Genomic DNA, 14,068 nt, shown 5'->3' with positions numbered 1-14,068 from the left:
GAAGGGTCTGTGAGCGGGGTTCAGCAATTCGGCGCGGAGACCTCGACGATCTCGCGGCCTTCGCGGCCGTGGCGCGGACCCGCAGCTTCACCCGCGCGGCCGCCGAACGGGGCCTGTCGCCCTCGGCCCTGAGCCACGCCCTGCGTGGGCTCGAGGCCCGGCTCGGCGTGCGGCTCCTCGCCCGCACGACCCGGAGCGTCGCCACGACGCCGGCCGGCGAACGGCTGCTCCGATCGCTGAATCCGGCGCTGGAGGAGGTCGGCCGCGGGCTCGCGGCGCTGGCCGACTGGCGGAGCGAGCCGTCCGGAACCATCCGGCTGACTACCTTCGCCTATGCCGCGCGCACGATCCTCGAGCCGACGCTGCCGCGCTTCCTGCTCGACCATCCCGCCGTCTCGGTGGAAGTCGTGGTCGATGACCGCCTGACCGATCTGGTCGCCGCAGGCTTCGATGCGGGCATCCGCTTCGGCGAAACGGTCGAGGGGGACATGGTGGCGCTGCGGGTCGGTCCCGACCTGCGCACGGTGGTGGTCGGCACACCGGACTACTTCGCCCGTCATCCCGTCCCCGCCACCCCCGCCGACCTCGAGGCCCATAACTGCGTCTCCTACCGGCTGAGCGGCGGCGGGCTCCTGCCCTGGGAGTTCACGCAGGCCGACCGCGAGATCCGCCTGCGAACGGGCGGACAGTTCGTGGTGAACGACGGCGCGCTGGCGGCGGCTGCGATCCGGGCCGGCGCGGGCCTCGGCTACATGCTGGAATCCGACGTCGCGGCCGATCTCGCGAGCGGACGGCTGGTGCGGGTGCTGGACGCGTGGTGCCCACCGTTTCCGGGCTGCCACCTCTATTATCCCAGCCGGCAGATCCCCCCTGCCCTGCGCGCCCTCGCGGATGCGCTCCGCTGGCGTGGCCGCGGCGAAGAAGACGCCCGAGAGACCCTTTGAGCTCCCCGATGGGTGGGAGCGATTCGCTTTCTACGGGCCGGCATCATCGCCTCAGTCGCCGCAACCATAACGTCAGCCCTGCGGCACTGGAATGACCTTGACAATATTCCTATTATGTGATCTCTTGCCATCACTCGCCTCCCCCGATGGGAGGCCCGCCGGCGGACCGGGTCGGCGGGTTTGGGAGGAGGAGACGGCGCCCGCGTCGATGGCCCGGTTTCGCCATCGCCCCGGGCCGCACCGCGCGACGCAAGGTGTTCCGGCAGGGGGCCGCTCCGGCGGCCCGCTCCCTGGGTCACCCCCAGACAACGGACGGCCCGCCCACTACGAGGCGGGTCCGGGGCCGTGAGCCATGATCAGCCGGCCGCCGGGGCCGTCGATCCCGCGAGGGATCGGGGCACCGGAGGAGGGCCGCCACAAGCCGAGTCGCCGGCGCCGTAGACAGACGCCGTGACGTGACGGGTTCGGGCCTCCGGGGCCGGGCCCAGGGACGCCGGGGGACCGGCATACATTCTGTTCTCGTGGTTTCGCGGCGTCCCGCGTCTCCCACCATCGATCCCCCGCGCCGGAAACGGCGGCGGGCCGCGTCGCCATGCGTGGACGGGTCTGGCTTCGCCCGCCCATGTGCTGGCTGCATCGCCCCGATCCTGCCCGGCGCGGGCCGGCGCGGCGTTCTTGACCTCCCGGCCGCTTCGGTGCTTGTGGCCCTTCGCTCAAGATCCGGTCGTTTCGAAGCCGGCGGAGCCCACTCTGGGGATGGAGACAGCCTTGAAACGTTCACGCCGCACGAAGATCATCGCGACCCTGGGCCCGGCCTCCGACACGCCGGAGATGATCGAGAAGCTGTTTCGCGCCGGCGCGGACGTCTTCCGTCTCAACATGAGCCACCTGCCCCGCGAAAAGCTGCCGGAGAAGATCGAGGTCATCCGCACGATCGAGCGCGAGCTGAAGCACCCGATCGCGATCCTCGTCGACCTTCAGGGGCCGAAGCTGCGCGTGGCCGCCTTCGCGGAGGGCGCCGCCATCCTGGAGAACGGCGCCACCTTCGTCCTCGACAGCGACCCGACCCCCGGCGACGTCTCGCGGGTCTACCTGCCCCACCCGGAGATCCTCTCGGCCCTGGAGCCCGGCCACGTGGTCATCATCGACGACGGCAAGCTGCGGCTGACCGTGACCGAGGTCTCCGAGGGCCGGGCCGTGACCCGCGTCGAGGTCGGCGGCCGTATCTCGAACCGCAAGGGCGTCTCCCTGCCCGACACCGTGATTCCCGTGGCCGCCATGACCGAGAAGGACCGGGGCGACCTCGAGGCCGGCCTCGCGGCGGGCGCCGACTGGATCGCCGTCTCCTTCGTGCAGCGTCCCGAGGACGTGGCCGAGGTGAAGAAGGTCGCGGCCGGCCGCGCCCTCGTGATGGCCAAGATCGAGAAGCCCCAGGCCCTGACCCGCCTGGAGGAGATCATCGAGATCTCCGACGGCCTGATGGTGGCCCGTGGCGACCTGGGCGTGGAAATGCCCCTGGAGCAGGTGCCCGGCGTGCAGAAGCGCATCACCCGTGCCTCGCGCCGCATGGGCAAGCCGGTCGTGGTCGCGACCCAGATGCTCGAATCGATGATCACCGCCCCGGTGCCGACCCGCGCCGAGGTCTCGGACGTCGCCACCGCCGTCTACGAGGGCGCGGATGCGGTGATGCTCTCGGCCGAGAGCGCCTCCGGCACCTTCCCGATCGAGGCCATCTCGATGATGAGCCGCATCGCCGAGCAGGTGGAGCGCGACGCCCTCTACTGGACCATCCTCACGGCCCAGCGCTCCGAGCCCGACGCCACCGCCTCCGACGCCATCGCGGCGGCGGCGCACCAGATGGTCGATGCCCTCAACCTCACGGCCATCATGGCCTGGACGCATTCCGGCTCCACCGCCCTGCGCCTCGCCCGCTCGCGGCCCAACGCGACGATCATCGCGCTGACCCCGAAGCGCGAGACGGCGCGGCGCCTCGCGATGTGCTGGGGCACGCACCCGATCGTCACCAAGGACGCCAGCGACGTGGACGACATGGCGTTCCGGGCGGCGAAATTCGCGGTGCGCGAGAACTTCGCCGAGATCGGCGGCCGCATCATCGTGGTGGCGGGCGTGCCCTTCGGGACGCCCGGCGCGACCAACCTCGTGCGCATCGCCTTCGTCACCCGCGAGCACGCGGCCAAGGCCTGACCCGCCCGGAGCGCGTCCGGGCCCGGCCCCGGACGCGCCTCAGGGACCGGGGCGTGATTCGGCGAGGCGCTCGATCGCGTCGACCACGGCGTCCGTGGCGACGACGTGGACCATGTGGCCGATGCCGGGCAGGACCACGAGCCGCGCCCCCGGGATCAGGCGCGCCAGCGGCCTGGCGTGCCGCTCCGCCGGGACGATCGCGTCGCGGTCGCCCGTGATGATGACGGTCGGCGCGGCGATGCGGTCGTAGGCGGCGCTCTGCTGCTTCAGGGCCTCCGGCAGCGCCATCAGGTCCTGGACGTTGGCGAGCATGGTGCCCGGGCGCAGGACCAGGGCGGCCCGGCTCGACTCGAGGTAGCCGGCCGGAGCCTCCTGGGGCCGGAACACCGACCGGCCCGCCGGCTTCAGGTAGTAGAGCCCGATGGGCGTTGCCACCGTCCGGCTGAGGAGCCAGGTCACCGGCGGGACCAGGGCGAGGCGGTAGTACCAGGGGATCGGGCCGAGCGCGGGCAGCGGCATCGCCGCCGGCGCCAGCAGGACGAGGCCGGCGACCCGTTCGGGGTGATCGAGGGCGAGCGCGGCGGCCAGCGCGCCGGCCCAGGAATGGCCGACGATGAGGGCGGGCCCGATACCGAGGTCCCGCAGGGCCTCGGCGATCGCCGCGGCCTGGGCCTTCGGGGTGGCCATGGCGGCGCCGGTCAGGCGGTCGCTCCAGCCGAAGCCCGGCCGGTCGAGGGACACGACGCGGAACCCCGCGCCGGCGAGGCGGCGGCCGAGATCCGTCATCGGGTCGGCCGCGTTGGCCGAGGCGCCGTGCAGCAGCACGACGGTGCCGCGCGGCGAGGGATTCGGGCCGGCCTGGATCGTGCCGATGCGCCCGCCGTTCACCGTGGCGAACGGTCCCGCCGGCGGATAGCGCGCATCGATCCGCGCCGCGATCAGCAGCGTCACGCCCGCCGCGACCAGCGCGAGGACGACCCCGCCGGCCAGCAGGCCGGTGATCAGCTTGAAGAGAAGCATGATCGGCTACAGGTCGCGGCCGTCGACGTCCGGCGACAGCCGGTCGATGGCCTGCTGAAGCCGGTCCATCCGGGGATACAGTGCCGCCGCCCGGCGGAACGCCTCCAGGGCGCGGCGCTTGTCGTCGAGGGTCTGGTAGATCCGGCCGAGGGCTGCCCAGGCCTCGTAGTGCCGGGGTTCCAGCACGAGGGTACGCTGCAGGTCCGCGATCGCCGCGGAGGAGTCCGACAGCATCCAGAACACCGTCGCGCGCCGGTTCCAGCCCTCCGACCAGCCGGGCTCCAGGGTCGTCGCCCGGTCCATCAGCTCGATCGCCAGGGGAAGATCCTGGCTGGACATCGCCTGCCGCGCCCGCTCGGTGAGCAGATCGGCCGTGGCGCTGCCGGACCGGCCGAGGCGCTGCTCGATCAAGCGCGAGATGCCCTTCGCCTCGGCATCGTCACCCGCCGCCTTCAGGCGCCCGTAGAGGTCGTCGAGCGTGAGTGGCTGCGCCTTCTTCGCCGGCTGCGCCTCCGGCGCCGGCCGGGCACCTGCGGCGGGCGCGAGGGAAACGCAGAAAGCCGCGACGAGCGCGGCTTTCAGGCAGGATCGATGGGGTGAGGGTCGCGACATGGGCGGAGCTTCCTCGCCCCGGATCGCGACGTCAACGTGCGCGCTTGCCGCGTCTCGCGGCCAAGCACCCCGTAGGCCTCAGCCCTGGCGCGCCTTGAAGCGCTTCTGGGTCTTGTTGATGACGTAGACGCGGCCCTTGCGACGCACGATCTGGTTGTCGCGGTGACGGCCACGGAGGGACTTGAGGGAGTTGCGAATCTTCATCGGTCTCACGTCGGTCGGGAACGGGCCCGCCGCCTGTCCATAGGGTCTCGGGAACGAGGCACCTGACGGCGGCCTCGGCGATGTGTCGATGCATCGCGGAAAGGCGGTTGCCTTATCAGGATTCGCGCCGGCAAGGCAAGGCGTCCCGCCCCATTCCGGACCGAAGCTTTGCCGGAAGGGGGTCTTCGCGTTGCACGGAGACCGGATCGAGGACGGCCGTCGGCCCACCGCCCGGACCGCGACGCCCGGTCATGAACGATTTTAGTGCAACACCCCCTCGCCGAGGTCGGATTGCGCGGAGAGCGATATGCGTCTGTAAAGATTCTCTCCGCTATGTCTTCGGAAACGCGCGTGGGGCGCGGAGATAGAACCCATGACGACCGGCATGGAGCAACCCGAAACACCGACGCCGATTCAGCGTCGTGAGGAGCGCAGTCCAACCAATTGGATCGCGACCATCCGTTTCCGGGACGGCACCGAAATTCCTTGCAGTGTGAAGGATGTCTCGAAATCGGGCGCGCGGATCTGTGTCGGCGCGAATCAGGTGCTGCCGCCCGTCTTCATGCTGCGGATCATCGGGCGAGATTTCCTGTGCCTCGTCCGGATCGCCTGGCGTCGCGGCGACTATGTCGGTGTGCGCATCGAGCGCGTGGGCAAGCTGCCGGCCGCCGCACCCGTCACGACAACGACGGCTCCGGCCCCAGCGACGTCGACGGACGCCCCAACGCCGGTGGAGGTCGACGGCGGCGGAATCGGTGTCCCCTCCCGGAAGCGCGGCATCTCGGCTTTCTGAGGCCGTCCGGCGCGGCAACCCATCACCCGCGTGCAAGCCCGCGAACGACAAAAAAACCCCGCCCTGCCGGAGCAGAGCGGGGTTTGTCGTTCACCAGTAGCCGGGCCGAACTGATCTCAGGCGGCGCTGCGGTTGCGGGCTTCGCGCTTGGTGTCGACGCCCGAGGCTTTGATCTCGGAGAGCTTCTGGGCGACGTTGCGTGAGAACACGAACTCGGCCGGACGTTGGTTCTCCAGGCTGACCTCGGGGGCCATGGTACCCTCGGTCTTGATGCCGCGAATGGCGTGAACCAGGGGCTTCCACGGCTTCTTGACGGAGTCGACGACCGAAGAGGCCTCGTAGCCCGAGTGGACCATGCAGTCGGCGCACTTCTCGTAGTTGCCGGTGCCGTAGGAGTCCCAGTCGGTCTCCTCCATCAGTTCCTTGAAGGTCGCCGCGTAGCCTTCGCCGAGCAGGTAGCAGGGCTTCTGCCAGCCGAACACGGTGCGGGTCGGGTTGCCCCAGGGGGTGCAGTGGTAGGTCTGGTTGCCGGCGAGGAAGTCCAGGAACAGGCCCGACTGCTGGAAGGTCCACTTCTCGCGGCCCTTCTCCTTGCCGTGCCGGAACACGCCGCGGAAGAGCTCCTTCGTGGCCTTGCGGTTCAGGAAGTGCTTCTGGTCCGGCGCACGCTCATAGGCGTAGCCCGGCGAGACTGTAATCCCGTCGATGCCCATCTTCGTGACGCTGTCGAAGAAGTCGGCGATCTTGTCGGCGGACGAGTTGTTGAAGAAGGTGCAGTTGATGGTGACGCGGAAGCCCATCTCCTTGGCCTTCGCGATTGCCGCCACGGCCTTGTCGTAGACGCCGCGCTGACACACCGACTGGTCGTGCATCTCCTTGTCGCCATCGAGATGGATCGACCAGGTGAAGTACGGGCTCGGCTTGTACTCCTTGATCTTCTTCTCGAGCAGAAGCGCATTCGTGCAGACGATCGCGAACTTCTTCTGCGCGATGATGCCCTCGACGATCTGGGGAAGGTCCTTGTGCAGCAGCGGCTCGCCGCCGGCGATCACCACCACCGGCGCACCGCACTCGCGGACGGATTCCAGGGCGTCGGCGACAGGCAGCCGCTTGTTCAGGATCTCGTCCGGGTAATCGATCTTTCCGCAGCCGGCGCAGGCAAGATTGCAGCGGAACAGCGGCTCCATCATCATCACAAGCGGGTAGCGCTTGCGACCGGTGAGGTGCTGCTTCAGGATGTAGCCGCCAATCTTCGCGACGTACCGGATAGGGATGCCCAAGACGCGGCTCCTTGTTGTTGGCCCCGATGTATCGGGCTGCTTAGCGTGAAAAAAGGCCAAATTCCAGCGAGCTAGACTGGAACCAATCCGAAAGGCTCCAAATGGGTGCCGTTCGCGCACGTTCTCTCGGCGCTGAAACAATCCGGCCACAGACACAGGCGCGGATCCTTTGGTCGGCCGAAATGCTCCGACGGCATTTAACCCCGCCAGAAGCGCTTATTCCTAGTCCTTGATTGCATGCCAGGGCCGCAGCTTGGCAGTTCGCCGCACTCCTGGCCAATCACCAAAGCTTGCACGCCGGAAAAGTGCGGTGCGAAACCGCACGCTCGGACGAACCCGGGGCCAATCGATCCGTTCGCGTTGCAATACAGATCTTTGGTCGCTACGTGAGCGCCTTAGTGAAGCAAATTCGTGTGAGCCATGCGATTCGCTCGATGAACCGCAGTATCGTCGCTCTACAGCCGCTCGCGACCCCGTTCGTGCGCCGGATTCGGGTTTTGCACCAACAGGTGATAACCGGCGTCACTCAGACAGATCGATTCCCGTCCCGTGGCCGGACCGGCCTCGGCGCCGAACCATGGCGCGGCCGGGCGGCAATCGGATCGCTCAGGCAGGTAGGATACTCGTGATCGAACGGCTCGTCGCGTTTTCCGTCCAGCGTCGCTGGTTGGTCATAGCTCTCGTCGCACTCGTCACCGTCGCAAGTGCCGGTGTGGCGGCCCACCTCTTCAAGATCAATACCGACGTGGAGCGGTTGATCGACAAGGATGTGCCCTGGCGCCAGGACGAGATCAACTACGAGAAGGCCTTCCCGCAACGCACCGGCACTCTGGTCGCCGTCATCGATGGCAAGACGCCCGAGGAGGCCGAGGAGGCGGCGGCTGAATTCTCGGCGGCCCTCGCCAGCCACAAGGACATGATCGAGTCGGTCTACCGTCCGGACGGCGGTGCCTTCTACGAGAAAAACGGCTTCCTGCTGATGTCGCAGGAGGAGCTGACCAAGACCACCGAGCAGCTCGTCCAGCAGCAGGGCCTTCTGGGTCCGCTGGCAGCGGATCCGTCCCTGCGCGGCATCATGCGGGTCCTGGGTCTCGGCGCACGCGGGATCAAGAGTGGCGATGCCAAGCTCGAGGACCTCGAGCGGCCGATGACGCAGATCGACGCGACCCTGCGCAAGGTGCTGGCCGGCGAGCCGGCCCGGATGTCCTGGCAGATGCTGCTGTCGAACGGGCAGACCCAGAGCACCGATCTGCGCAAGTTCGTGATGATCCAGCCCGTGCTGGACTACAACGCCCTGCAGCCGGGCGCGAACGCCACTGAGGTGGTGCGCAAGGTCGCCTCCGATCTGAAGATCAACACCCTCGGCGGTCCCGAAATCGCCGGCGCTCCGCGCATGCGGCTGACCGGGCCCGTGGCCGTGGCCGACGACGAATTCGCAACCCTCTCCGAAGATGCGCTGCTGAACTACAGCGTCACCGTCGGTGCGATCGTCCTGTTCCTCTGGCTCGCCCTTCGCTCCGCTCCGCTGATCGGCGCCGTGTTGATCACCACTTTTGCGGGCCTCATCGTCACCGCCGGCCTGGGCCTTCTGATGGTGGGCGAGCTGAATCCGATCTCGGTGGCGTTCGCCGCACTCTTCGTCGGTCTCGGCATCGATTTCGGCATCCAGTTCGCGGTGCGCTACCGCGCCGACCGCTTCGAGCAGCCCGACCTCCTCTCGGCCATGCGGGCAGCGGCCCACGGCGTCGGCTGGTCCCTGACCCTGGCGGCGATCTCGCTCATCGCGGGATTCTTCGCTTTTCTGCCCACCGCATTCCGCGGCGTCTCCGAACTCGGCCTGATCGCCGGCGTCGGCATGATTGTGGCCTACCTGTTCGCCCTCACCCTGCTGCCCGCACTCATCGCGGTGTTCAGGCCAAAGGGCGAGCGTGAGGCGGTGGAGACGACCTGGCTCGCCGGGGTCGACCCGTGGATCATTCGCAACCGCAAACCGATCCTCATCGGTGTCGGCCTCATCACGCTGGCGGGCATCCCGCTCCTGTTCAAGCTGCCGTTCGATTCGAACCCGATGCACCTGCGCAGCCCGAAGGTGGAGTCGATTTCGACCTATCTCGACCTGATCAAGGATCCGGCGACGAGCCCCAACATCATCGACGTGATGGCGCCCTCCGTCGAGGCGGTGCCGGCCCTGGCTGACAAACTTACGAAGCTGAAGTCGGTGGCCAAGGTAATCGACATCAACACCTTCGTGCCGCCGGATCAGGACCAGAAGCTCGCCACCATCGCGGAGACGGCGCAGCTCCTTGGACCGGTACTGAATCCGGGCCGCAAGCCACCGCCGCCCACGGATGCGGACAACGTCAAGGCAATCAAGGAGGCCGTCACGGCCCTGCGGGGCATCGCGTCCGGCTCGGATGCCCCCGGGGCGAAGGCGGCGGGCGAGCTTGCCACCGATCTCGACAAGCTTGCCGCCGCACCGGTCGGCACCCGCGAGGCCGCCAGCGTTGCACTCACCACCGACCTGAAAACGCTGCTGACCCGTCTGTCCGGCCTCCTGAACCCTGAGAAGGTCACGCTCGACAACCTCCCGCCAAAGTTGAAGGCCGAGTGGGTTGCCGCCGATGGCCGCTCGCGGATCGAGGTCCATCCGAGCGGTGATGCCAACGACAACCGTGTGCTGCGAAACTTCGCGAAGGAGGTGCAGAGCGTCGCGCCACACTCGACCGGCGCTCCCGTCGCGACGACCTCGTCGAGCTACACCATCCTCGGCGCGTTCCTGCAGGCCGCCATCACCGCCCTGGTGCTGATCTTCATCATCCTTTCGGTGGCGTTGCGGAAGCCTTGGGACGTGGCAATGACCCTTGGCCCCCTGGTGCTGGCGACCCTTTGGACGCTGATGGCGCTGCACATCGTCGGCATGCCGTTGAACTTCGCCAACATCATCGCGATGCCGCTCATGCTCGCCGTCGGCGTCGCCTTCCACATCTACTACGTCATCGCCTGGCGGGCCGGCGTGACCGACATGCTGGCTTCCAGCCTGACGCGGGCGATCTTCTTCTCGGCCCTGACCACCGGCACCGCCTTCGGCTCGCTGGTGCTCTCCAGCCATCCGGGCACGGCCAGCATGGGCAAACTCCTTGCCCTGTCGCTGTTCTTCACCCTGGTGGCGGCGTTCTTCGTGGTCCCGGCCTTCCTCGGCCCGCCGCCGAAGCATCCCGATCCGAAGCGTCCGGAAGGCGACGCGGCCCTCCCGCCGGCCGCGCGGCCTCACGCCGCCGAAGCGGTGCCGGCGAAGTAAGCCGGCGCTCCGGGAGCAGACATAAAAACGGGCGCGGATTTGATCCGTGCCCGTTTTTCGATCCGATCACCCGATCGCCGCAGAAACGTTCGAACCGTCAGTCTATAAAATCCGAGAACCCACCGCGCGGGATCCCGGCGACGGCCGCCAAGCTCGCCGGAGCGATGAGGGCATCGCGCTCGACCGCATAGGCATAACCCGGAGCCTCACCGGCGAACCCGGCCCCCGTCGCCGGATGGGTATAGAGTTCGGTGAGACCGTCCGGCAGATGTTCCAGGAGGCCTGCCACCCGGGCCGGCGTCATTGCGCCCGACCAAGCGAGACCCAGCGTCCGGTCGGGGATCAGGAGGCCGGCCTGGCGCGCGCGGACCGCGAGGAGCGCGGCCCAGGGCGCCGTATCGAGGGCCGCCTTCGCGGCCGTGCCCGGCTCGGCCGCCCGAAGTACAGCGCGGGTCTCCCGCGGCACCCGGATCGCCCGCATGCCGTGTCGCGCGCCGGCGGCGAGGACGAGCCCAGCGATCAGCGGATGCACGTGGAAATGCTTGTGGGCGTTGACGTGGTCGAGCGGCAGGCCCGTCGCCCCGTAGGCCTTGAACTGCGCTTCGATCTCGGCGGCAAGCTGACGTCGTGCGGAAGCCTTCAGGGCGAAGTCGAGACCGAGCCGGCCCATATCGCTGCGAATCAGACCGTTCGCCCCGACGAGATCCGGCAGTTCCGCCGCCGATAGGGTCGGCCAAGCCTCCACCATGACGAGATGCAGCCCGACCCGCAGCGACGGCAGGCGCTTGGCCCGTGCCACCGCATCGGCGGCGGCCGGCGCCGAGACCATCAGGCTCGCGGCGGTGAGGATACCGTCGCGGTGGGCCTGTTCCACCGCTTCGTTGACCTCAAGGCTAAGGCCGAAATCGTCGGCCGTGACGACCAATCGCTTCACAATGCTGCTCCGGTTGGCGGTAATCCTGTGCCCTTAAACGCGAAACGGCCGGGCTTTCCAGCCCGGCCGCCCCAGTTCAATGAGTCGTCGCCCTCAGGCGGCGGCGCTGGTCTGACGCTCCTTGAGGAAGCGGTAGAACTCCACGCCCTCGCGCAGACGGCGCTTCATCATGTCGGGCGAGCGAACCATCTCGGAGACGATCGAGGCGATCTTGGGCGCGCGGAAGTAGAACTTCTTGTAGAACTCCTCGACCGCCGCGAAGATTTCCGTGTGCGACAGGTGCGGGTAGTGCAGCGGCGCGATCTGCACGCCGTTCTCGTCGACGAGCTCGGCATTCTCGACGTCGAGCCAGCCGTTCTCGACGGCCTGCTTGTAGAGGAACGTGCCGGGATAGGGCGCCGCCAGGGAGACCTGGATCGTGTGCGGGTTGATGCGCTTGGCGAAGGCGATCGTCTCCTGGATCGTCTCCTTGGTCTCCCCGGGGAGTCCGACGATGAAGGTCCCGTGGATGGCGATGCCAAGGTCGTGGCAGTCCTTGGTGAACTTCTCGGCCACCTCGACGCGCATGCCCTTCTTGATGTTGTTCAGGATCTTCTGGTTGCCGGACTCGTAGCCGACCAGCAGCAGGCGCAGACCGTTGTCCTTCAAGACTTTCAGGGTTTCGCGGGGGACGTTCGCCTTGGCGTTGCACGACCAGGTAACGCCGAGCTTACCGAGCTCACGTGCGATCTCCTCGGCGCGCGGCAGATTGTCGGTGAAGGTGTCGTCGTCGAAGAAGAACTCCTTCGTCTGCGGGAACTCCTTCAAGCAGTACTTGATCTCCTCGATCACGTGCGCGACCGAGCGGGTGCGGTAGGTGTGGCCGCCGACCGTCTGCGGCCAGAGGCAGAAGGTGCAGCGCGACTTGCAGCCACGGCCTGAGTAGAACGAGATATAGGGGTGCTTCAGGTATCCGATGAAGTACTTCTCCATCTCGAGATCGCGCTTGTAGACCGAGGTCACGAACGGAAGCTGGTCCATGTCGGTCATGATCTCGCGGTCCTCGTTATGGACCACGGTGCCGTTGGCATCGCGATAGGACAGGCCCTTGATCTCGGACATCGGGGTGCCGTCGGCGACTTCCTTGACGGTGAAGTCGAACTCGTTGCGGGCGCAGAAATCGATGCAGGGGGCCTGCGCCATGGAACCGGCCGCGTCCACCGCCACCTTCGCGCCGATCAGGCCCGCGATGAGCTTCGGGTTGGCGGCTTTGAGAGCCTCGACGGTCTTCACGTCGGACTTGAACGACGGCACTGAGGTATGAAGCACCACGAGGTCGAAGTCGTTCGCCTGTGCGACGATCTCTTCGAGCTTGATGTTGTGCGGCGGAGCGTCGATCAGCTTCGAATTCGGCACCAGGGCGGCCGGCTGTGCGAGCCAGGTCGGATACCAGAACGACTTGATCTCGCGCTTGGCCTGATAGCGGGAGCCGGCGCCGCCGTCGAAGCCGTCGAAGGTGGGGGCCTGCAGGAAGAGGGTGCGCATGGGGTTCAAGGCCTCAGCGAGATCAAGGGAAAGATGAGACGAGGGTCGAAACGAAGGTCAGAGCGACGATGCACCAGCATCGCGGCCGAGCGTCGTCTCGGGGATCAAGGTACCGTCTGCAACCACGCGATAATCATGGCCCTTCCATGTCACCGCACCTGAGACGAAGCTCCAGGTGAAGTTCATGAAGGAGAGGATGTCACGTATCGGCAACAGCCAGTAGGGGTGCGGCGCGAGACCGAAGGCGCGTTCCAGCCGGACGCATAGGACGATGCGGCAGGCGAGCGCGAAGGCCGCAACCGCGAGCGCAGTGGTTCCGGCGCCGGGAATCAGTGCTCCGATCAAGGCCAGCGGGAACGCATGCGTGACGAACGAACCGGCGTAACCGGCAGGATCGACGTTCCGAATGGTGCGATTCCAGCGCAGCTCATGACTCCACAGGCTGGCAAGGTCGGTGTCGACGCAGGTGTGCCCGATGGTGAAGCTCGGGATCGCAACGACACCGCCCTGCGTACGCAGGGCCTCGCCGATGGCATAGTCGTCGGCGAGGTCGTCGCGGAACGCCTCGAAGCCGCCGATCTCGGCGAGTGCCGTCGTGCTGAAGGCGATGGTCGAGCCGAAGCACGGGTTGGCGAGGCCGAGGGACGTACCCATCACCACGTTAGGGAGGAACTGAACGTCGATGGCGAGTGCCGAGAGGTGAGCCCAGATACCGCGGTGCGCCGGCACGCCGTGATAAAGGCAGGTCACGCCACTCACGCCCGACTGGCTCAACGCAGCGACAACACGCGCAAGGTAATCCGGCTTCACCACCATGTCGCTGTCGGCAAGGACGACGACGTCATGGGCGATCCGGGCCGACATGTTGATGAGGTTCGAGACCTTGCGGTTCGAACCGTGTTGGCGGGCGTCGATGACGAGATCGAGACGTGCGGCCGGATAGGCCGCCTGGAGACGGCGAATCACCGCGATGGCCGGGTCCGTAGCATTCTGGACGCCGAAAACGATCTGGACCGGAGCCGGATAGGCCTGTTGGCAGAACGTCTCGAGGTTCTCATAGAGATTCGGCTCGATCCCGCAGAGAGGCTTGAGAATCGTGACTGTCGGGACCTCCGATCCGAGGTTCGGCTCCGGCTTCCGGGAAAAGCGGGTCGCCAGGGCGGCCGCGGTCAGGCCGTAGAAGCAACCGATTAGGGCGATCAGCGGCAGGAGGTGCGAGAGCCAGGTTAGGTCCATGGAGGGCATCGCTCGGTC

Annotated in this window: 11 protein-coding genes; 4 read left to right on the top strand and 7 right to left on the bottom strand. The window is 67.4% G+C overall.

What is annotated here, in order from left to right; translation table 11 throughout:
• Positions 1-26: 26 nt before the first annotated feature.
• Positions 27-944, top strand: a complete 918-nt coding sequence (locus AC1MGR_RS07495) for a LysR family transcriptional regulator (protein WP_480234744.1) — start codon at positions 27-29, stop codon at positions 942-944.
• 768 nt (positions 945-1,712) lie between these two features.
• Positions 1,713-3,149, top strand: coding sequence for a pyruvate kinase (gene pyk / locus AC1MGR_RS07490; protein ID WP_108040285.1), 1,437 nt, complete (start codon positions 1,713-1,715; stop codon positions 3,147-3,149).
• A gap of 39 nt (positions 3,150-3,188) precedes the next feature.
• On the opposite strand, the gene AC1MGR_RS07485 is transcribed toward pyk, so the two are convergent.
• The 3 genes from AC1MGR_RS07485 to ykgO form a co-directional block, all read right to left on the bottom strand.
• The gene (locus AC1MGR_RS07485; protein WP_480234177.1) at positions 3,189-4,169 is read right to left on the bottom strand and encodes an alpha/beta fold hydrolase; all 981 of its coding nucleotides are present in this window, start codon (positions 4,167-4,169) and stop codon (positions 3,189-3,191) included.
• A 6-nt stretch (positions 4,170-4,175) separates the two neighbouring features.
• Positions 4,176-4,781: a tetratricopeptide repeat protein gene (locus AC1MGR_RS07480; protein WP_480234176.1), complete on the bottom strand. Its 606-nt coding sequence runs from the start codon at positions 4,779-4,781 to the stop codon at positions 4,176-4,178.
• Positions 4,782-4,859: 78 nt separating this feature from the next.
• On the bottom strand, positions 4,860-4,985 hold the full coding sequence (gene ykgO, locus AC1MGR_RS07475; RefSeq protein WP_056222898.1) for a type B 50S ribosomal protein L36: 126 nt from the start codon (positions 4,983-4,985) through the stop codon (positions 4,860-4,862).
• A gap of 373 nt (positions 4,986-5,358) precedes the next feature.
• On the opposite strand from ykgO, the gene AC1MGR_RS07470 reads away from it, so the two are divergent.
• Entirely contained in the window at positions 5,359-5,778 is a 420-nt protein-coding gene (locus AC1MGR_RS07470) for a PilZ domain-containing protein (protein WP_480234175.1), read from the top strand.
• Between the two features lie 116 nt (positions 5,779-5,894).
• Here AC1MGR_RS07470 and hpnH read toward each other — a convergent pair whose 3' ends face one another.
• Positions 5,895-7,058, bottom strand: a complete 1,164-nt coding sequence (gene hpnH / locus AC1MGR_RS07465) for an adenosyl-hopene transferase HpnH (RefSeq protein WP_108040219.1) — start codon at positions 7,056-7,058, stop codon at positions 5,895-5,897.
• 625 nt (positions 7,059-7,683) lie between these two features.
• On the opposite strand from hpnH, the gene AC1MGR_RS07460 reads away from it, so the two are divergent.
• A complete protein-coding gene (locus AC1MGR_RS07460; protein ID WP_480234743.1) occupies positions 7,684-10,356 on the top strand; it encodes an MMPL family transporter in 2,673 nt (890 codons plus the stop codon).
• A 97-nt stretch (positions 10,357-10,453) separates the two neighbouring features.
• On the opposite strand, the gene hpnK is transcribed toward AC1MGR_RS07460, so the two are convergent.
• The 3 genes from hpnK to hpnI all read right to left on the bottom strand — a co-directional run bounded on the left by hpnK (position 10,454) and on the right by hpnI (position 14,050).
• Complete coding sequence (gene hpnK, locus AC1MGR_RS07455; protein WP_480234174.1) at positions 10,454-11,290, bottom strand: hopanoid biosynthesis-associated protein HpnK; 837 nt, start codon at positions 11,288-11,290, stop codon at positions 10,454-10,456.
• A 93-nt stretch (positions 11,291-11,383) separates the two neighbouring features.
• Positions 11,384-12,814, bottom strand: coding sequence for a hopanoid biosynthesis associated radical SAM protein HpnJ (gene hpnJ, locus AC1MGR_RS07450; protein ID WP_108040213.1), 1,431 nt, complete (start codon positions 12,812-12,814; stop codon positions 11,384-11,386).
• A 57-nt stretch (positions 12,815-12,871) separates the two neighbouring features.
• On the bottom strand, positions 12,872-14,050 hold the full coding sequence (gene hpnI / locus AC1MGR_RS07445) for a bacteriohopanetetrol glucosamine biosynthesis glycosyltransferase HpnI (protein ID WP_480234173.1): 1,179 nt from the start codon (positions 14,048-14,050) through the stop codon (positions 12,872-12,874).
• Positions 14,051-14,068 lie beyond the last annotated feature (18 nt).

This window comes from Methylobacterium sp. BI1 (assembly GCF_056680125.1).
Note: the sequence above shows the minus strand (reverse complement) of the source record. Positions and strands in the feature narration are given on the sequence as shown.

What these genes read in the sequence shown, in the direction of transcription:
- ykgO (WP_056222898.1), bottom strand. Translation starts at nt 4,985, where the DNA reads ATGAAGATTCGCAACTCCCTCAAGTCCCTCCGTGGCCGTCACCGCGAC.
- AC1MGR_RS07480 (WP_480234176.1), bottom strand. Translation starts at nt 4,781, where the DNA reads ATGTCGCGACCCTCACCCCATCGATCCTGCCTGAAAGCCGCGCTCGTC.
- hpnI (WP_480234173.1), bottom strand. Translation starts at nt 14,050, where the DNA reads ATGGACCTAACCTGGCTCTCGCACCTCCTGCCGCTGATCGCCCTAATC.
- AC1MGR_RS07485 (WP_480234177.1), bottom strand. Translation starts at nt 4,169, where the DNA reads ATGCTTCTCTTCAAGCTGATCACCGGCCTGCTGGCCGGCGGGGTCGTC.
- hpnJ (WP_108040213.1), bottom strand. Translation starts at nt 12,814, where the DNA reads ATGCGCACCCTCTTCCTGCAGGCCCCCACCTTCGACGGCTTCGACGGC.
- AC1MGR_RS07470 (WP_480234175.1), top strand. Translation starts at nt 5,359, where the DNA reads ATGACGACCGGCATGGAGCAACCCGAAACACCGACGCCGATTCAGCGT.